Annotated in this window: 25 protein-coding genes; 23 read left to right on the top strand and 2 right to left on the bottom strand. The window is 59.3% G+C overall.

Annotated elements, in window-relative coordinates:
* The 22 genes from rplV to ACSQ9D_RS05360 all read left to right on the top strand — a co-directional run bounded on the left by rplV (window position 1) and on the right by ACSQ9D_RS05360 (window position 12,296).
* Window positions 1-390, top strand: coding sequence for a 50S ribosomal protein L22 (gene rplV / locus ACSQ9D_RS05255; protein ID WP_007787740.1), 390 nt, complete (start codon window positions 1-3; stop codon window positions 388-390).
* The gene (gene rpsC, locus ACSQ9D_RS05260) at window positions 390-1,109 is read left to right on the top strand and encodes a 30S ribosomal protein S3 (RefSeq protein ID WP_007531669.1); all 720 of its coding nucleotides are present in this window, start codon (window positions 390-392) and stop codon (window positions 1,107-1,109) included. Before rplV ends, rpsC begins: the two co-directional genes overlap by 1 nt.
* A 36-nt stretch (window positions 1,110-1,145) precedes the next feature.
* A complete protein-coding gene (gene rplP, locus ACSQ9D_RS05265) occupies window positions 1,146-1,559 on the top strand; it encodes a 50S ribosomal protein L16 (RefSeq protein WP_003573792.1) in 414 nt (137 codons plus the stop codon).
* 12 nt (window positions 1,560-1,571) lie between these two features.
* A complete protein-coding gene (rpmC, locus tag ACSQ9D_RS05270) occupies window positions 1,572-1,772 on the top strand; it encodes a 50S ribosomal protein L29 (RefSeq protein ID WP_016553554.1) in 201 nt (66 codons plus the stop codon).
* Window positions 1,773-1,783: 11 nt separating this feature from the next.
* Window positions 1,784-2,023, top strand: a complete 240-nt coding sequence (gene rpsQ, locus ACSQ9D_RS05275; RefSeq protein ID WP_007787739.1) for a 30S ribosomal protein S17 — start codon at window positions 1,784-1,786, stop codon at window positions 2,021-2,023.
* Window positions 2,024-2,283: 260 nt separating this feature from the next.
* Window positions 2,284-2,652 (top strand): 50S ribosomal protein L14, encoded by a 369-nt coding sequence (gene rplN / locus ACSQ9D_RS05280; RefSeq protein WP_007787738.1) that lies wholly within the window; start codon window positions 2,284-2,286, stop codon window positions 2,650-2,652.
* A 12-nt stretch (window positions 2,653-2,664) separates the two neighbouring features.
* A complete protein-coding gene (rplX, locus tag ACSQ9D_RS05285; protein ID WP_024314772.1) occupies window positions 2,665-2,973 on the top strand; it encodes a 50S ribosomal protein L24 in 309 nt (102 codons plus the stop codon).
* Window positions 2,966-3,523 carry a 50S ribosomal protein L5 gene (gene rplE / locus ACSQ9D_RS05290; RefSeq protein ID WP_024314771.1) on the top strand — a complete coding sequence of 186 codons (558 nt, stop codon included), beginning with the start codon at window positions 2,966-2,968 and terminating at the stop codon, window positions 3,521-3,523. Before rplX ends, rplE begins: the two co-directional genes overlap by 8 nt.
* Window positions 3,524-3,555: 32 nt before the next feature.
* Complete coding sequence (gene rpsN / locus ACSQ9D_RS05295) at window positions 3,556-3,861, top strand: 30S ribosomal protein S14 (protein ID WP_003573787.1); 306 nt, start codon at window positions 3,556-3,558, stop codon at window positions 3,859-3,861.
* A gap of 12 nt (window positions 3,862-3,873) precedes the next feature.
* Complete coding sequence (gene rpsH / locus ACSQ9D_RS05300; protein WP_003547562.1) at window positions 3,874-4,272, top strand: 30S ribosomal protein S8; 399 nt, start codon at window positions 3,874-3,876, stop codon at window positions 4,270-4,272.
* Between the two features lie 42 nt (window positions 4,273-4,314).
* Window positions 4,315-4,848: a 50S ribosomal protein L6 gene (rplF, locus tag ACSQ9D_RS05305; protein ID WP_037117382.1), complete on the top strand. Its 534-nt coding sequence runs from the start codon at window positions 4,315-4,317 to the stop codon at window positions 4,846-4,848.
* Between the two features lie 12 nt (window positions 4,849-4,860).
* Complete coding sequence (gene rplR, locus ACSQ9D_RS05310) at window positions 4,861-5,223, top strand: 50S ribosomal protein L18 (RefSeq protein WP_024314769.1); 363 nt, start codon at window positions 4,861-4,863, stop codon at window positions 5,221-5,223.
* A gap of 132 nt (window positions 5,224-5,355) precedes the next feature.
* A complete protein-coding gene (rpsE, locus tag ACSQ9D_RS05315; protein ID WP_016553561.1) occupies window positions 5,356-5,925 on the top strand; it encodes a 30S ribosomal protein S5 in 570 nt (189 codons plus the stop codon).
* Window positions 5,926-5,939: 14 nt separating this feature from the next.
* Window positions 5,940-6,149 carry a 50S ribosomal protein L30 gene (gene rpmD, locus ACSQ9D_RS05320; RefSeq protein WP_007531681.1) on the top strand — a complete coding sequence of 70 codons (210 nt, stop codon included), beginning with the start codon at window positions 5,940-5,942 and terminating at the stop codon, window positions 6,147-6,149.
* A 15-nt stretch (window positions 6,150-6,164) separates the two neighbouring features.
* On the top strand, window positions 6,165-6,638 hold the full coding sequence (gene rplO / locus ACSQ9D_RS05325; RefSeq protein WP_007787733.1) for a 50S ribosomal protein L15: 474 nt from the start codon (window positions 6,165-6,167) through the stop codon (window positions 6,636-6,638).
* 239 nt (window positions 6,639-6,877) lie between these two features.
* Window positions 6,878-8,218, top strand: a complete 1,341-nt coding sequence (gene secY / locus ACSQ9D_RS05330) for a preprotein translocase subunit SecY (RefSeq protein ID WP_037117386.1) — start codon at window positions 6,878-6,880, stop codon at window positions 8,216-8,218.
* On the top strand, window positions 8,215-8,865 hold the full coding sequence (locus tag ACSQ9D_RS05335; RefSeq protein ID WP_436281414.1) for an adenylate kinase: 651 nt from the start codon (window positions 8,215-8,217) through the stop codon (window positions 8,863-8,865). Before secY ends, ACSQ9D_RS05335 begins: the two co-directional genes overlap by 4 nt.
* Window positions 8,866-9,085: 220 nt before the next feature.
* Entirely contained in the window at window positions 9,086-9,454 is a 369-nt protein-coding gene (rpsM, locus tag ACSQ9D_RS05340) for a 30S ribosomal protein S13 (protein ID WP_024314765.1), read from the top strand.
* A gap of 134 nt (window positions 9,455-9,588) precedes the next feature.
* On the top strand, window positions 9,589-9,978 hold the full coding sequence (gene rpsK / locus ACSQ9D_RS05345) for a 30S ribosomal protein S11 (protein WP_003547577.1): 390 nt from the start codon (window positions 9,589-9,591) through the stop codon (window positions 9,976-9,978).
* A gap of 100 nt (window positions 9,979-10,078) precedes the next feature.
* The gene (locus ACSQ9D_RS05350) at window positions 10,079-11,089 is read left to right on the top strand and encodes a DNA-directed RNA polymerase subunit alpha (RefSeq protein WP_024314764.1); all 1,011 of its coding nucleotides are present in this window, start codon (window positions 10,079-10,081) and stop codon (window positions 11,087-11,089) included.
* Between the two features lie 145 nt (window positions 11,090-11,234).
* Window positions 11,235-11,660 (top strand): 50S ribosomal protein L17, encoded by a 426-nt coding sequence (gene rplQ / locus ACSQ9D_RS05355; RefSeq protein ID WP_436281415.1) that lies wholly within the window; start codon window positions 11,235-11,237, stop codon window positions 11,658-11,660.
* Between the two features lie 252 nt (window positions 11,661-11,912).
* Window positions 11,913-12,296, top strand: a complete 384-nt coding sequence (locus ACSQ9D_RS05360) for a VOC family protein (protein ID WP_436281416.1) — start codon at window positions 11,913-11,915, stop codon at window positions 12,294-12,296.
* Between the two features lie 67 nt (window positions 12,297-12,363).
* On the opposite strand, the gene msrQ is transcribed toward ACSQ9D_RS05360, so the two are convergent.
* Together msrQ and msrP are read right to left on the bottom strand one after the other, a co-directional pair.
* Window positions 12,364-13,020, bottom strand: coding sequence for a protein-methionine-sulfoxide reductase heme-binding subunit MsrQ (gene msrQ, locus ACSQ9D_RS05365; protein ID WP_436281417.1), 657 nt, complete (start codon window positions 13,018-13,020; stop codon window positions 12,364-12,366).
* Window positions 13,020-13,967: a protein-methionine-sulfoxide reductase catalytic subunit MsrP gene (gene msrP / locus ACSQ9D_RS05370; RefSeq protein ID WP_436281418.1), complete on the bottom strand. Its 948-nt coding sequence runs from the start codon at window positions 13,965-13,967 to the stop codon at window positions 13,020-13,022. Before msrP ends, msrQ begins: the two co-directional genes overlap by 1 nt.
* A gap of 325 nt (window positions 13,968-14,292) precedes the next feature.
* Here msrP and ilvD point away from each other — a divergent pair, with 325 nt between their 5' ends.
* On the top strand, window positions 14,293-16,131 hold the full coding sequence (ilvD, locus tag ACSQ9D_RS05375) for a dihydroxy-acid dehydratase (RefSeq protein ID WP_436281419.1): 1,839 nt from the start codon (window positions 14,293-14,295) through the stop codon (window positions 16,129-16,131).
* Window positions 16,132-16,135 lie beyond the last annotated feature (4 nt).

Genomic DNA, 16,135 nt, shown 5'->3' on the forward strand with positions numbered 1-16,135 from the left:
ATGGGCAAGGCAAAAGCCGAACGCCGGCTGAAGGACAACGAGGCGCAAGCAGTCGCCCGTACGCTCCGCGTCAGCCCACAGAAGCTCAACCTCGTTGCTGCGGCTATCCGCGGCAAGAAGGTCGATCGTGCACTCGCTGAGCTGGAATTCTCCCGCAAGCGCATCGCAGGCGCCGTCAAGAAGACGCTCGAATCTGCGATCGCAAACGCCGAGAACAACCACGATCTCGACGTTGACACGCTGGTTGTCGCAGAAGCCTACGTAGGCAAGTCGATCGTCATGAAGCGTTTCCACGCTCGTGGCCGTGGCCGTGCATCTCGCGTCGAGAAGCCGTTCGCGCACCTCACGATCGTTGTCCGCGAAGTGCAGGCACAAGAGGAGGCCGCATAATGGGTCAGAAAATCAATCCAATCGGTTTCCGTCTTGGCATCAACCGTACCTGGGATAGCCGCTGGTTTGCGGACAATGCCGAGTACGGGCAGCTGCTGCACGAAGACCTGAAGATGCGCAAGTTCGTGATGAGCGAACTGAAGCAGGCCGGTATCGCCAAGGTGGTCATCGAGCGTCCGCACAAGAAGTGCCGCGTCACGATCCACTCGGCTCGTCCGGGCCTGATCATCGGCAAGAAGGGCGCAGACATCGACAAGCTCCGCAAGAAGCTGTCGGAGATGACGAATTCCGAAACGCACCTCAACATCGTTGAAGTTCGCAAGCCGGAAGTCGACGCTACGCTCGTCGCACAGTCGATCGCTCAGCAGCTCGAGCGTCGTGTTGCTTTCCGTCGCGCCATGAAGCGTGCCGTTCAGTCTGCAATGCGTCTTGGCGCCGAAGGCATCAAGATCACCTGCGCAGGCCGTCTCGGCGGTGCTGAAATCGCTCGTACGGAGTGGTACCGCGAAGGTCGCGTTCCGCTGCACACGCTGCGCGCTGACATTGACTATGGTACGGCTGAAGCGGAAACCGCTTTCGGCATCTGCGGCATCAAGGTTTGGATCTTCAAGGGCGAAATCCTTGAGCACGATCCGATGGCCTCCGAGCGCCGCGCACTCGAGGGTGACGCTCAGGGTCCGGCAAGCCGTGATCGCGATCGTCGCCGCGACAACGCTTAATAGCGTTGGTGGCAGATAAGTTCGGAGAATAAGAAAATGTTGCAGCCAAAGCGTACCAAGTACCGCAAGCAATTTAAGGGCCGCATCAAGGGCGTCGCCAAGGGTGGTTCAGACCTCGCCTTCGGTGAATTCGGCCTTAAGGCTCAAGAGCCGAACCGCGTCAATGCACGCGAGATCGAAGCGGCCCGCCGCGCGATCACGCGTTACATGAAGCGCGCCGGCCGTGTATGGATCCGCGTGTTCCCGGATGTTCCGGTAACCGCAAAGCCGACCGAAGTCCGTATGGGTAAGGGTAAGGGCTCTGTTGAATATTGGGCATGCAAGGTCAAGCCAGGCCGTATGATGTTCGAAATCGACGGTGTTAGCGAAGAAATCGCTCGCGAAGCGCTTCGCCTCGGCTCTGCCAAGCTCTCGGTCAAGACGCGCTTCGTACAGCGCATTGCAGAGTAAGGAGCAAGGCACATGAAAGCCGAAGAAGTTCGCGGCCTGACGGCCGATCAGCTCAAGGACAAGCTTGCCGACCTGAAGAAGGAGCAGTTCAACCTGCGCTTCCAGAAGGCCACCGGTCAGCTCGAAAAGTCCTCTCGCGTCAACGAAGTTCGCAAGGACATCGCCCGCGTGAAAACCATTGCCCGCCAGAAGGCGGCAGAAGCAAAGGCGTAAAGGAAAAGATCATGCCGAAGCGCATTCTGCAGGGCGTTGTCGTTGGCGACAAGAACGAGAAGACTGTCGTAGTTCGCGTTGAGCGTCGTTTCGCTCACCCGCTGCTCCAGAAGACCGTTCGTCGTTCCAAGAAGTACAAGGCCCACGACGAAAACAACCAGTACAAGATCGGCGATACCGTATCCATCGAGGAATGCGCGCCGATCTCGAAGGACAAGCGCTGGACGGTCGTTTCCGCCCAGGCCAAGTAAGATTTTTGCGCGAGGCCTTGCGTCTCGCGGAAATATCTGTATGAAGCAGCGTCAGAACGCTCGTCCGTCGGGCGTTCTTTTGCTTTGAGCGCACGGAAGGTCCCGTTGGGAAACCACCCTGGCACGATCGATCCCGCGCTATTCAAGCTATGCCGTGTTTTCGCCTGCTCTCGTAGCAAGCGGCCGGCTGAAAATTTTCATAAGCCGGGGAAGGGGGCTCGCAGCCCAACCATTCCGGTAAACCAAGAAGGCGACCTGATATGATTCAGATGCAAACAAACCTCGACGTGGCGGATAATTCCGGCGCACGTCGTGTCATGTGCATCAAGGTGCTGGGCGGCTCGAAGCGCAAGTATGCCGGGATCGGCGACGTTATCGTCGTTTCGATCAAGGAAGCGATCCCGCGTGGCCGCGTGAAGAAGGGTGACGTGATGAAGGCGGTGGTCGTTCGTACCGCCAAGGAAATCCGTCGCGTTGATGGCAGCATCATCCGCTTCGACACGAATGCAGCAGTCCTCATCGACAACAAGAAAGAGCCGATCGGCACCCGTATCTTCGGACCGGTTCCGCGCGAACTTCGCGCCAAGAACCACATGAAGATCATCTCGCTGGCTCCCGAAGTACTGTAAGGAGCGCGAACGATGCAAAAGATTCGTAAGGGCGACAAGGTCGTCATGCTCGCAGGCAAGGACAAGGGCCGCACCGGCGAAGTCCTCCAGGTTCTGCCTAAGGAAGATCGCGCCGTTGTTCGTGGCGTCAACGTCGTAAAGCGCCATCAGCGCCAGACGCAGACCCAGGAAGCCGGCATCATCAGCAAGGAAGCCTCGGTTCACTTGTCCAACGTTGCAATCATCGACAAGGACGGCAAGCCGACCCGCGTTGGTTTCAAGGTTGTTGACGGCAAGAAGGTCCGTGTGGCTAAGCGTTCTGGAGATGTGATCGATGGCTGAGGCAAAGTACGAGCCGCGGCTCAAGAAGGAATATGTTGAGCGCATCCGCGCGGCGATGCAGGAGAAGTTCTCCTTCGCCAACGAGATGATGATACCGAAGCTCGACAAGATCGTAATCAACATGGGTGTTGGTGAAGCAACGGCTGATTCGAAGAAGCCGACTGTTGCTGCAGCTGACCTGGCTGCTATCGCTGGCCAGAAGCCGGTCATCACCCGTGCACGCAACTCCATCGCTGGCTTCAAGGTCCGCGAAGATATGCCGATCGGTGCAAAGGTTACCCTGCGCGGCGCTCGCATGTACGAGTTCCTGGACCGTCTGATCAACATCGCGCTTCCGCGCGTTCGCGACTTTCGTGGCCTGAACCCGAAAAGCTTTGACGGCCGTGGCAACTTCGCCATGGGCATCAAGGAGCACATTGTGTTCCCTGAGATCAACTACGACAAGGTTGATCAGATGTGGGGCATGGACATCATCGTTTGCACGACGGCAACGAAGGACGACGAAGCACGGGCTCTGCTGACAGAGTTCAACTTCCCGTTCCGTCAGTAACCGTAACGACGAGCGTAGAAAAGGAACCGCACATGGCGAAGACAAGCGCAGTTGAAAAGAACAAGCGCCGCCGTACTACGGTCGCCAACCAGGCCGCTAAGCGGGCTGCGTTGAAGGCGATCATCATGAACCAGGCTCTTCCGATCGAAGAGCGGTTCAAGGCCTCGATCAAGCTGGCATCCCTGCCGCGCGATGGATCCAAGACCCGCATTCGCAACCGCTGCGAAGTATCGGGCCGTCCGCGCGCATACTACCGCAAACTGCGCATGTCGCGTATCGCGCTGCGTGAACTCGGCAATCTCGGCAAGGTGCCGGGCATCGTCAAGTCGAGCTGGTAAGGAGCAGGTTAGATGACAATGACTGATCCGTTGGGCGATATGCTCACTCGCATCCGCAACGGCGCTTCTCGCCGCAAGTCGTCGGTCTCGACGCCTGCTTCGAAGCTCCGTGCACGCGTTCTCGATGTTCTGCAGTCCGAAGGCTACATCCGTGGCTATTCCGTTGTCGATTTCGGCAATGGCAAGTCGGAACTCAGCATCGAGCTCAAGTACTACGAAGGCGCATCGGTGATCCGTGAGATCGGCCGTGTGTCCAAGCCGGGCCGCCGGGTCTATGTCTCGGTCAAGTCCATTCCGCAGGTCGCGAACGGCCTCGGCATCACTATCCTTTCGACCCCGAAGGGCGTGATGGCCGATCACCAGGCTCGCGAACAGAACGTTGGTGGCGAGGTTCTTTGCTCGGTCTTCTAAGACAGAGCAAGGATCTCCATAGCGAACAGACAGGATTGAAACATGTCTCGTATCGGTAAAAAGCCCGTTCAGGTACCTGCTGGGATCACGGCTACGGTCGAAGGCCAGAAGGTCACTGCAAAGGGCCCGAAGGGCGAACTGTTCTTCGTCGCAAATGACGGAATCGGCATCAAGCTCGAAGATAATGCGGTTGTTGTAACGCCGCTCACGCAGTCGAAGGAAGCTCGTTCGAAGTGGGGCATGTCCCGCACGATGATCGAGAACATCTTCAAGGGCGTCAAGGACGGCTACGAGCGCAAGCTCGAAATCAACGGCGTTGGTTACCGCGCATCCCTGCAGGGCAAGAACCTGCAACTGGCGCTCGGCTTCAGCCACGACGTCGTTTATGAGCCGCCGCAGGGCATTACGATCGCTGTGCCAAAGCCGACGGAAATCGTCGTTTCCGGCATCAACAAGCAGCAGGTCGGACAGGTTGCCGCTGAAATCCGCGAATACCGCGGTCCTGAGCCTTACAAGGGCAAGGGCGTCAAGTATGCCGAAGAGCGGATTGTCCGCAAAGAAGGCAAGAAGAAGTAAGGATCACGCGAAATGGCTAGCAGGAAAGAAGCACTTGCACGTCGTGCCAACCGCGTGCGTCGTCACCTCAAGTCGGTGGCTAACGGTCGTCCGCGCCTGTCGGTTCATCGCTCGTCGAAGAACATCTATGCTCAGATCATTGACGATGTCGCCGGTAAGACGCTCGCGTCTGCCTCGACCCTCGACAAGGATCTGCGCGGTTCTCTGAAGACCGGTGCTGACACGGCAGCAGCAACCCTCGTAGGCAAGCTCGTTGCTGAGCGTGCGTCGAAGGCAGGCGTCAAGGACGTCGTATTCGACCGTGGCGCCTTCATCTACCACGGCCGCATCAAGGCTTTGGCAGAAGCAGCCCGCGAAGGCGGTCTGTCCTTCTAATAAAGTTTCCGGCCGGCAAGCCTTAGGGCACCGGCCGGATCTCACCGGACCGCAGGCGTCCCGAAAGGGGAGGCCGATGCGGTCTTCGTTTTGTTTGCCGATTGCACCCGGAAAAGAAAAAGGAAAAGGACAATGGCACAGGAAAGAAGAGGTTCTCGCGACGATCGCCAGAACCGCGAAGAACGCGATAGCGAATTCGTCGACAAGTTGGTCGCGATCAATCGCGTTGCCAAGGTTGTAAAGGGTGGCCGCCGTTTCGGTTTCGCCGCTCTCGTCGTCGTAGGTGACCAGAAGGGCCGCGTTGGCTTCGGTCACGGCAAGGCACGCGAAGTGCCGGAAGCAATCCGCAAGGCGACCGAAGCTGCCAAGCGCGAACTGATCTTCGTACCGCTGCGCGACGGCCGTACGCTGCATCACGACGTTCATGGCCGCCATGGCGCTGGCAAGGTTCTGCTTCGTTCGGCCAAGGTCGGTACCGGTATCATCGCCGGTGGCCCGATGCGCGCCGTTTTCGAAACGCTCGGCGTTCACGACGTCGTCGCCAAGTCGACCGGTTCCTCGAACCCATACAACATGGTTCGCGCTACCTTCGACGCTCTGAAGCACCAGGTTCACCCGAAGGACATCGCAGCTCAGCGCGGCATCAAGTATGCAACGCTCCAGGCTCGCCGTGCCGCTTCTGGCAATGCCTCTGAAGAATAAGAGGAGTCTGACAGATGGCTAAGGCTACCAAGAAGACTGAAGCGAAGACGGTTACTGTCGAACAGATCGGCAGCCCGATTCGTCGTCCGGACGTCCAGCAGCGCACGCTGATTGGCCTCGGACTCAACAAGATGCACCGTCGCCGCACGCTGGAAGATACCCCTTCCGTTCGTGGCATGATCCGTGCTGTCCAGCATCTCGTTCGCGTCGTCGACGAGAAGTAAGCCGGGAGATTCGCTATGAAACTCAATGAAATCAAAGACAACGAAGGTTCAACCCACAGCCGCAAGCGCCTCGGCCGCGGTATTGGTTCGGGTTCGGGCAAGACCGGTGGTCGCGGTGTAAAGGGTCAGAAGTCCCGTTCTGGCGTTGCCATCAACGGTTTCGAAGGCGGTCAGATGCCAATCTACCGTCGCCTGCCGAAGCGCGGCTTCAACAACATCTTCAAGGCCGACTTCGTCGTTGTGTCGCTTGAGCGTGTTCAGGCTGCCATCGACGCCGGCAAGCTCGACGCGAAGGCAACTGTCGACGCAGCGGCTCTGAAGGCTGCCGGCGTTATCCGCCGCGTCAAGGACGGTGTTCGCGTTCTCGCCGACGGCGAGCTGAAGGCAAAGGTCAAGTTCGAAGTTGCTGGCGCATCCAAGCCGGCAATCGAAAAGATCGAAAAGGCCGGCGGTTCCGTCACGCTTCTTTCTGCCGCAGCTGCAGAATAATTAATCTTATGATAAGTCGCCCGGGGTGCTTCACACCGGGCGATTTTGCTCCCATATGTGAGCCTCACAAAAACCGGCTGGGCGCAGGTGCGTCATGGGCGGTAGGAAAGAACACAAGGGTGAGGCATAGGTTGCGTCCGCAATCCGTCCGAAGCCCGCTTTTGAATAATTCAGAATGCTGATTCCGGGTCCGGCACCTCGCTTGGCTTGAGCCCGAAATTGGTAGCGCGGAGAAACGCATGGCGTCTGCAGCGGAACAGTTGGCTTCCAACCTCAATTTTTCGACCTTCGCCAAAGCCGAGGATCTCAAGAAGCGTCTGTGGTTCACACTGGCAGCTCTCCTCGTGTACCGGCTGGGTACGCACATTCCGCTCCCAGGCCTCAATCCAGAAGCTTACGCCCAAGCCTTCCGTGGCCAGGCGGGAGGCATTCTCGGCCTCTTCAACATGTTCTCGGGCGGCGCCGTGCAGCGCATGGCAATCTTTGCGCTCGGCATCATGCCCTACATTTCCGCTTCGATCATCGTGCAGCTGATGACCTCGGTCGTCCCGGCGCTCGAAAACCTGAAGAAGGAAGGCGAACAGGGCCGCAAGATCATCAACCAGTACACGCGCTACGGCACGGTCCTCCTCGGTGCGCTTCAGGCCTACGGCATCTCCGTCGGTCTTGAGAGCGGCAACGGCCTCGTTGTCGATCCGGGCATCTTCTTCCGCATATCCACGGTTGTTACGCTGCTCGGCGGCACGATGTTCCTGATGTGGCTCGGCGAGCAGATCACCTCGCGCGGCATTGGTAACGGCATTTCTCTGATCATTTTCGCAGGGATCGCAGCCGGCCTTCCGCAGGCTCTTGCTGGCACCCTTGAACTCGGCCGCACAGGCGCCCTGTCGACGACGCTGATTCTCGCGGTCATCCTCGTCGCGATTGGCGTCATCGCCATCATCGTTTTCGTCGAACGCGCGCAGCGCCGCCTCCTGATCCAGTATCCGAAGCGTCAGGTTGGCAACCGCATGTTCCAGGGTGACACCTCGCATCTGCCGCTGAAGCTCAACACCTCGGGTGTTATCCCGGCGATCTTCGCGTCCTCGCTGCTGTTGCTGCCAGCAACGCTCGCAGGCTTCGCAAACACCTCGTCCTTGCCAGCATGGGCAACCTCGATTGTGGCCGCGCTTGGGCACGGCCAGCCGCTCTACATGCTTTTCTATGGCCTGCTGATCGCTTTCTTCGCCTTCTTCTACACAGCGATCGTCTTCAATCCGAAGGACACCGCCGACAATCTGAAGAAGCATGGCGGCTTCATCCCGGGTATCCGTCCGGGTGAGCGGACCGCCGAGTATATCGACTACGTGCTGACCCGCATTACGGTAATTGGCGCGATCTACCTCGTTTTCGTGTGCATTCTGCCTGAAATTCTTGTGTCGCAAACGGGCATTCCGTTGTCCTTGGGTGGCACTTCGCTCTTGATCGTGGTTAGCGTAACCCTCGATACGGTGGCACAGATTCAGGGTCATCTGATCGCACAACAGTACGAAGGCCTGATCAAGAAATCGAAGTTGCGCGGAGGAAAGAGGGGGCGATGAGACTCATACTGTTAGGGCCGCCGGGCGCGGGTAAGGGGACCCAGGCTCAGCGGATCGTGGAGACGTACGGAATTCCGCAACTCTCCACGGGTGACATGCTTCGTGCTGCCGTTGCGGCTGGTACGGAGGTAGGCATGCGGGCAAAGGCCGTCATGGACGCCGGCAAGCTTGTCTCCGATGAGATCGTCAATGCCATCGTCTCCGAGCGTCTGGATGCTCCAGATTGTGCCAAGGGTTTCATTCTCGACGGTTTTCCGCGCACGCTGGTTCAGGCCGACGCCACGGAAGCCATGCTGAAGAGCAAGGGCCTGGAACTCTCCACGGTGATCGAGATCCAGGTCGACGACAACGTCCTCGCCGACCGCGTCTCCGGACGCTACACCTGCGCCAACTGCGGTGCAGGCTACCACGACACCAACGTCAAGCCGAAGGTGGAAGGTGTCTGCGACCGTTGCGGCTCGACACACTTCAAGCGTCGCCCCGACGACAACCGTGAAACGGTCGTCACGCGCCTGCAGGCCTACTACAAGGAGACGTCTCCGCTGATCGGCTACTACTATGCCAAGGGCAAGCTGAAGTCGGTCGATGGCATGGCGGAGATCGATCACGTCACCGGCGAGATCGATAAGATACTTTCGAAGCTTTAGTCTTTGAAAATAAACTTGGCGGAAGCGGTTGCTTTTCAGCACTGATTCCGCTAAACACCGCGCCAACTCGCGACATTTGATGCGATCGGCGCGGATTTCCAGGGAAGTCCGGGTTCGGTCTTTTTGACATGTACGAACCCAAATTTGAACGAGCGGCCGGTTCGGCTGCGCAACGAAAAGCCTCTTGCCGGATGGCAACGGGAACGCAAGGAGAATAGGCGTGGCACGTATCGCTGGCGTCAACATCCCGACTGCGAAGCGCGTCGTTATCGCGCTGACCTACATTCACGGGATCGGTTCAAAATTCGCGCAGGAAATCATGGAAAAGGTTGGCCTGCCGGCTGACAAGCGCGTCCATCAGCTGACGGACTCCGAAGTCCTGCAGATCCGTGAAACCATCGACCGTGACTATCAGGTCGAAGGTGACCTGCGTCGCGAAACCTCGATGAACATCAAGCGTCTGATGGACCTCGGTTGCTACCGCGGCCTGCGTCATCGCCGTGGCCTGCCGGTCCGCGGTCAGCGCACGCACACCAATGCTCGTACCCGCAAGGGCCCGGCAAAGGCTATCGCTGGTAAGAAGAAGTAATTTCCGGGAAACCGGAGGTGAGGGGGCTGGCGGTCTGCGCCGGCCTCTTTTGAGTTTCGGGCAGGGCCGCAAGGTCTCGTTCCGGTGTAGCCGCTGGCATTACGGCGGTGAAGAGATCCAAGAAAGGGATTTAGATGGCCAAGGAAGCCGTACGCGTTCGCCGTCGCGAACGCAAAAACATCTCGTCGGGTGTTGCCCACGTCAATTCGACCTTCAACAACACGATGATCACCATCACCGACGCACAGGGCAACGCGATTGCCTGGTCGTCGGCTGGCGCCAAGGGCTTCAAGGGCTCGCGCAAGTCGACCCCGTTCGCTGCCCAGATCGCTGCTGAAGACTGCGCCAAGAAGGCTCAGGAACATGGTATGAAGTCGCTGGAGGTCGAAGTTTGCGGTCCGGGTTCGGGTCGTGAATCCGCTCTGCGCGCGCTCCAGGCTGCTGGTTTCATGATCACGTCCATCCGCGACGTGACGCCGATCCCGCACAATGGCTGCCGCCCGCGCAAGAAGCGCCGCGTCTGATCATCGCCACTCACAACACCGGTGAGCGGATTTTCGCCCCCGGTGCTTCTCAAGCTCGGTTGCCACGATTGGATGGTGGCAACGAACGGAAGGCAAAAATATGATTCAGAAAAACTGGCAGGAATTGATCAAGCCGAACAAGGTCGAGTTCTCGTCGAGCTCGCGCATCAAGGCGACGCTCGTAGCAGAGCCGCTTGAGCGTGGTTTCGGCCTCACCCTCGGTAACGCGCTTCGCCGCGTTCTGCTGTCCTCGCTGCGCGGTGCCGCAGTGACGGCTGTGCAGATCGATGGCGTGCTGCATGAGTTCTCGTCGATCCCGGGCGTCCGCGAAGACGTGACGGACATCGTGCTCAACATCAAGGAAATCGCCATCAAGATGGATGGCGATGACGCAAAGCGCATGGTCGTGCGTAAGCAGGGCCCCGGCGTTGTAACAGCTGGCGACATCCAGACGGTCGGCGACATTGAAATCCTCAACCCCGAGCATGTCATCTGCACGCTCGACGAGGGTGCGGAAATCCGTATGGAATTCACCGTCAACAACGGCAAGGGCTATGTTCCGGCCGATCGCAATCGTGCGGAAGATGCTCCGATCGGTCTTATCCCGGTCGACAGCCTTTATTCGCCGGTCAAGAAGGTGTCCTACAAGGTAGAAAATACCCGTGAAGGACAAGTTCTCGACTACGACAAGCTGAACATGACGATCGAGACCGACGGTTCGATCTCCGGCGAAGATGCTGTCGCTTTCGCGGCTCGCATTCTCCAGGATCAGCTTGGCGTGTTCGTCAACTTCGACGAGCCGCAGAAGGAAACCGAAGAGGAAGCAGTCACCGAACTCGCTTTCAACCCGGCGCTCCTCAAGAAGGTGGACGAACTCGAACTGTCTGTTCGCTCGGCAAACTGCCTGAAGAACGACAACATCGTCTACATCGGTGACCTCATTCAGAAGACCGAAGCAGAAATGCTCCGCACGCCGAATTTTGGTCGCAAGTCGCTGAACGAAATCAAGGAAGTTCTCGCTTCCATGGGCCTGCACCTCGGCATGGAAGTGCCGGCATGGCCGCCTGAGAACATCGAAGATCTCGCCAAGCGCTACGAAGACCAATACTAAGGCCGCAAGCGCTCCTGCGGAGCGCTTAAAGCTTGGCCTTAGCATGTTAAATGGCGCATATGCCTTGTCGCTCCGGCTGGAGCCGGAGCGGGACATGCGCAGGTTCAAACGGCAGGCGGATGCCTGCAAGTGAAGGAGAATAGCAATGCGCCACGGTAAAGCCGGCCGCAAGCTGAATAGAACCGCTAGCCACCGCAAGGCAATGTTTGCCAACATGGCGGCTTCGCTCATCACCCATGAGCAGATCGTGACCACCCTGCCGAAGGCAAAGGAAATCCGTCCGATCGTTGAAAAGCTCGTCACCCTCGGCAAGCGCGGTGACCTGCACGCTCGTCGTCAGGCGATCTCGCAGATCCGCGACGCCGCTGTCGTTTCGAAGCTCTTCGACACGATCGCTTCGCGCTATGCAACCCGCAACGGCGGCTACCTGCGTATCATGAAGGCTGGCTTCCGCCAGGGCGACAACGCTGCTCTCGCCGTCATCGAATTCGTTGACCGCGACACCCACGCCAAGGGCGCAGCCGACAAGGCTCGCATTGAAGCCGAAGCTGCTGCAGCTGAAGCCGCTTAATCATTTCCGGTTCGCCGGAAGCAAAACAGCCGGGCTGCGAAGCCCGGCTGTTTTTGTTTGGGGAGCCGTGTTCCGGGACAAAAGGGGTGGTTTCGATCGCGACCTGATGGCCTCTGGTCACAGAAGAGGCACTTCTGGGCATCCGCGACAGCGAGCATATCGAGATCGGGCACCCATCGGATGCTTGTCGAGCAAATTTCGGATCGGAGTTGGCTTTGCCTCTACCGTCAGGCGTCCCAAGGAGTGCGCAGTGTGATCGACCACATAACCATCGCAGTGAGTGATCTGCAGAAGAGCAAGCTGTTCTACGAAAGAGCTTTTGCATCGCTGGGGTACAAACTCTCCTTCGGTAAGGAGAGCGTATTCTGGGCTTTTGATATTGGCGGCGGCAGCCTATTCGAGATCCAGCAGGCCGACAGCGAGCCGCCTTTGGCGCACCTGCATGTCGCCTTCCGAGCTCCAAGCAGAACGGACGTCGACGCTTTTTATCAGGCTGCGCTCGATGCCGGTGCCAAGGACAATGGTGCTCCCGGTCCACGGCCGCACTATGCTCCTGATTATTACGCCTGCTTCGTTCTCGATCCTGATGGCTACAACATCGAAGCCATGATCAATCAGCCAGCGGCGGGAGCGTGACCGGCCGCGTGCCCGATCTGCCTGGCGTCCGCCCGCGATCAGGATGTTTGCACGGGCACCCGTGGCATCACGACACGGTCGCAGGAGCCCGCGTGCGCTCGCGACCTTGCCCGCGCTTCCTACTCCGGGCAATCGGCCGCCATGAGCGGTAGAGGATCAAGAGGATCAGCACACCGATATAGATGGATTGCTCGAGGCCGAGGACTTTGGTCGACAGCGCGAAATGCAGCGCGCCGCAGGCTGCCACGATGTAGACGAGGCGGTGCAGGCGGACCCAGTTCGGCCCCATGCGGCGGATCGAGAAATTGTTCGATGTCACGGCAAGTGGAATAAGCAACGTCAGGCCCGCCATGCCGAACATGATGAAGGGGCGCTTCACCACGTCATTGATGACGGCCGAAAGGATCAAGGCTTGGTCGAGGACCATGTAGACCGTGAAGTGCATCGCCACGTAGTAGAAGCAGAGCAGGCCAAGAGCGCGGCGATAGCGGAGATAGTTCCAGCCGAGCAGATCGCGGGCAGGGCTGACGGCAAGCGTGAGGATCAGGAAGCGGATCGCCCACAGGCCCAGAAAGAGTTCGAAGGTCTTCACCGGATCGGCGCCGAGCTGGTCCGTCACCCCTAGATAGAAGGTCCAGGCAGCAGGGAGGAGCCCCGCCACGTAAAGCAGCCACACGGATGCCGGCTGCCAGCGTTTCGGAAGCGCGAGCGAGAAGTCCGTCATTAGAAATTCGCCTTCAGATCCATGCCGCTATAGAGGCTGGCCACCTCGTCGGCATAGCCGTTGAACGGCAAAGTGGGGTGGCGGCTCGCACCGAAGAAGCCACTTTCACCGATGCGCCGCTCTGTTGCTTGGCTCCAGCGCGGATGATCGACCTCGGGGTTGACGTTGGCGTAGAAGCCGTATTCCTGGGGGTTGGTGACCTGCCAGGTGTTCTTCGGCTCCCTGTCGGTCAGCGTGATCCGCACGATCGACTTGATGCCCTTGAAGCCGTATTTCCACGGCACGACCAGGCGGATCGGAGCGCCGTTCTGGTTCGGCAAGGTCTCGCCGTAAAGGCCGACGGCGAGCAGCGTCAGTGGATGACGTGCCTCGTCCAGCCGCAGGCCTTCCAAATAGGGCCAGTCCAGCGACTGGAAGATGCCCTTCTGCCCCGGCATCTCCTCCGGTCGCACGACCGTCTCGAAGGCGACGTACTTCGCGCTTCCGAGCGGCTCCACCTTGTCGAGCAGGGAGGCAAGGGGGAAGCCGTCCCACGGAATGACCATCGACCAAGCCTCGACGCACCGCATGCGATAGGTGCGACTCTCGAGCGGAAATTCCTTCATCAGCGCTTCGACATCGAGCGTGCCGGGCTTGTTGACCATGCCGTCGACCTTGATCGTCCAAGGCAGCGGCTTGAAGTCGCCCGAAAGTGCCGCGGGATCGCCCTTGTCGAGCCCAAATTCATAGAAGTTGTTGTAGCTCGTGACATCCTTGAGCGGCGTCGTCTTCTCGTCGACGGTGTATTTGCTTTCAATGACCGACAATGCTGCGGCACTAGCCTTGCCGGCGCTGTAGAGCGCCATGGCGCCCAGCGTCGCAGCGCCGAGGAACTCGCGACGCCTCAAGTAGACCTGTTGCGGTGTGATCTCCGAGGTGGCGATCTTTGGGGGACGATAGGATGGCATCTGAAACCTCCTGAGCATTCGAGCTCGGCCTGAACCTTCAACGCGTCACATGCGTCTTTGGATCATTGTTTATGCCCACCGACAGGCCTGCGGAAAGCCAACTTTTTGTGTACGGTGTTTATGGAACAGTCTGTAACGAAACGGATGCGGCGACCGTATATGGTCGATGCGCTCGGCAGTGCAGGCGTACCGGTTTCAGCCTTCCCGGTAGTGACAGTACAGGTCGTTTGGATTAGGACAATTCCAAAAACCAGCGATAGCCCGGCCGCGCAATACCGTTGCCGCCTGCATCGCCGACGATTTCACGACACGTGAGGAATACGCCATGCCAGCTTATCGTTCCAGAACCACGACCCACGGCCGCAATATGGCGGGCGCGCGCGGCCTTTGGCGCGCCACGGGCATGAAGGACTCCGATTTTGGCAAGCCGATCATTGCGGTGGTGAACTCCTTTACCCAGTTCGTGCCCGGTCACGTCCATCTTAAGGACCTCGGCCAGCTTGTCGCTCGCGAGATCGAAGCGGCCGGTGGTGTCGCCAAGGAGTTCAACACCATTGCCGTCGACGACGGCATCGCCATGGGCCATGATGGCATGCTCTATTCGCTGCCCTCGCGCGAACTGATCGCCGACAGCGTCGAATATATGGTCAACGCCCATTGTGCCGACGCCATGGTCTGCATCTCCAATTGCGACAAGATCACTCCCGGCATGCTGATGGCGTCGCTCCGCCTCAACATCCCGACTGTCTTCGTGTCCGGTGGTCCGATGGAAGCCGGCAAGGTGGTCCTGCACGGCAAGACGCATGCACTCGATCTCGTCGATGCGATGGTCGCGGCCGCCGATGACAAGATCAGCGACGAAGACGTCAAGGTGATCGAGCGCTCGGCCTGTCCGACCTGTGGCTCGTGTTCCGGCATGTTCACCGCCAATTCCATGAACTGCCTGACCGAAGCGCTTGGCCTGTCGCTGCCAGGCAACGGCTCGACGCTCGCAACGCACGCTGACCGCAAGCGCCTATTCGTCGAGGCCGGCCACCTGATCGTCGATCTCGCTCGCCGCTACTACGAGCAGGACGATGTCATGGCTCTGCCGCGCACGATCGCCTCCAAGCAGGCATTCGAGAACGCGATGGCCCTCGATATCGCCATGGGCGGTTCGACAAATACCGTCCTGCACATCCTGGCGGCTGCGCACGAAGGCGAGATCGATTTCACGATGGCCGACATCGACGCGCTGTCGCGCCGCGTTCCCTGCCTCTCCAAGGTCGCCCCGGCAAAGAGCGACGTCCACATGGAAGACGTTCACCGCGCCGGCGGCATTATGTCGATCCTGGGCGAACTGGAGAAGGGCGGCCTGCTCAACCGAGAATGCCCGACGGTCCATGCGGAAACGCTTGGCGATGCGATCGATCGTTGGGACATCACCCGCACCAATAGCGAGACCGTCCGCAATTTCTACCGCGCTGCGCCCGGCGGCATCCCGACCCAGGTTGCCTTCAGCCAAGAAGCGCGCTGGGACGATCTGGACACGGACCGCGAGAAGGGCGTCATCCGCTCCGTCGAGCATCCGTTCTCGAAGGATGGAGGCCTTGCTGTTCTCAAGGGCAACCTCGCGCTCGACGGCTGCATCGTGAAAACGGCAGGCGTCGATGAATCGATCCTGAAATTCTCCGGTCCGGCCAAGGTTTATGAAAGCCAGGATGCAGCGGTGAAGGCCATCCTGTCGAACCAGGTCGTTGCCGGCGATGTCGTCGTCATCCGCTATGAAGGTCCGAAGGGCGGTCCAGGGATGCAGGAAATGCTATACCCGACGAGCTATCTGAAGTCGAAGGGCCTAGGCAAGGCGTGCGCGCTCGTCACCGACGGGCGCTTCTCCGGAGGCACCTCCGGTCTTTCCATCGGCCACGTCTCTCCGGAAGCCGCAAACGGCGGCATCATCGGTCTGGTTCGCGAGGGCGACATGATCGACATCGACATCCCGAACCGCATCATCAGCCTGCGCGTCGATGATAAGGAGCTGGCGAACCGCCGCGCCGTGCAGGAGGAGAAGGGCTGGCATCCGGCCGAGCAGCGCAAGCGCAACGTCACGACGGCGCTGAAGGCCTATGCTGCTTTCGCAACCAGCGCCGATCGCGGCGCCGTTCGCGACCTTGGCAGCCGCTGAGCTG

It is taken from the genome of Rhizobium sp. LjRoot258, from assembly GCF_964254185.1.
Taxonomy (GTDB): domain Bacteria; phylum Pseudomonadota; class Alphaproteobacteria; order Rhizobiales; family Rhizobiaceae; genus Rhizobium.

Bases quoted from the DNA above. Each gene is read 5' to 3' on its own strand.
- rplX (WP_024314772.1), top strand. From the start codon at position 2,665: ATGCAAAAGATTCGTAAGGGCGACAAGGTCGTCATGCTCGCAGGCAAG.
- rplP (WP_003573792.1), top strand. From the start codon at position 1,146: ATGTTGCAGCCAAAGCGTACCAAGTACCGCAAGCAATTTAAGGGCCGC.
- rplN (WP_007787738.1), top strand. From the start codon at position 2,284: ATGATTCAGATGCAAACAAACCTCGACGTGGCGGATAATTCCGGCGCA.
- ACSQ9D_RS05350 (WP_024314764.1), top strand. From the start codon at position 10,079: ATGATTCAGAAAAACTGGCAGGAATTGATCAAGCCGAACAAGGTCGAG.
- rpmC (WP_016553554.1), top strand. From the start codon at position 1,572: ATGAAAGCCGAAGAAGTTCGCGGCCTGACGGCCGATCAGCTCAAGGAC.
- rpsE (WP_016553561.1), top strand. From the start codon at position 5,356: ATGGCACAGGAAAGAAGAGGTTCTCGCGACGATCGCCAGAACCGCGAA.
- rpmD (WP_007531681.1), top strand. From the start codon at position 5,940: ATGGCTAAGGCTACCAAGAAGACTGAAGCGAAGACGGTTACTGTCGAA.
- rplF (WP_037117382.1), top strand. From the start codon at position 4,315: ATGTCTCGTATCGGTAAAAAGCCCGTTCAGGTACCTGCTGGGATCACG.
- rpsQ (WP_007787739.1), top strand. From the start codon at position 1,784: ATGCCGAAGCGCATTCTGCAGGGCGTTGTCGTTGGCGACAAGAACGAG.
- rpsC (WP_007531669.1), top strand. From the start codon at position 390: ATGGGTCAGAAAATCAATCCAATCGGTTTCCGTCTTGGCATCAACCGT.
- rplQ (WP_436281415.1), top strand. From the start codon at position 11,235: ATGCGCCACGGTAAAGCCGGCCGCAAGCTGAATAGAACCGCTAGCCAC.
- rplE (WP_024314771.1), top strand. From the start codon at position 2,966: ATGGCTGAGGCAAAGTACGAGCCGCGGCTCAAGAAGGAATATGTTGAG.
- rpsH (WP_003547562.1), top strand. From the start codon at position 3,874: ATGACAATGACTGATCCGTTGGGCGATATGCTCACTCGCATCCGCAAC.
- ilvD (WP_436281419.1), top strand. From the start codon at position 14,293: ATGCCAGCTTATCGTTCCAGAACCACGACCCACGGCCGCAATATGGCG.
- rplO (WP_007787733.1), top strand. From the start codon at position 6,165: ATGAAACTCAATGAAATCAAAGACAACGAAGGTTCAACCCACAGCCGC.
- rpsK (WP_003547577.1), top strand. From the start codon at position 9,589: ATGGCCAAGGAAGCCGTACGCGTTCGCCGTCGCGAACGCAAAAACATC.
- rplV (WP_007787740.1), top strand. From the start codon at position 1: ATGGGCAAGGCAAAAGCCGAACGCCGGCTGAAGGACAACGAGGCGCAA.
- secY (WP_037117386.1), top strand. From the start codon at position 6,878: ATGGCGTCTGCAGCGGAACAGTTGGCTTCCAACCTCAATTTTTCGACC.
- msrP (WP_436281418.1), bottom strand. From the start codon at position 13,967: ATGCCATCCTATCGTCCCCCAAAGATCGCCACCTCGGAGATCACACCG.
- rplR (WP_024314769.1), top strand. From the start codon at position 4,861: ATGGCTAGCAGGAAAGAAGCACTTGCACGTCGTGCCAACCGCGTGCGT.
- ACSQ9D_RS05335 (WP_436281414.1), top strand. From the start codon at position 8,215: ATGAGACTCATACTGTTAGGGCCGCCGGGCGCGGGTAAGGGGACCCAG.
- msrQ (WP_436281417.1), bottom strand. From the start codon at position 13,020: ATGACGGACTTCTCGCTCGCGCTTCCGAAACGCTGGCAGCCGGCATCC.
- rpsN (WP_003573787.1), top strand. From the start codon at position 3,556: ATGGCGAAGACAAGCGCAGTTGAAAAGAACAAGCGCCGCCGTACTACG.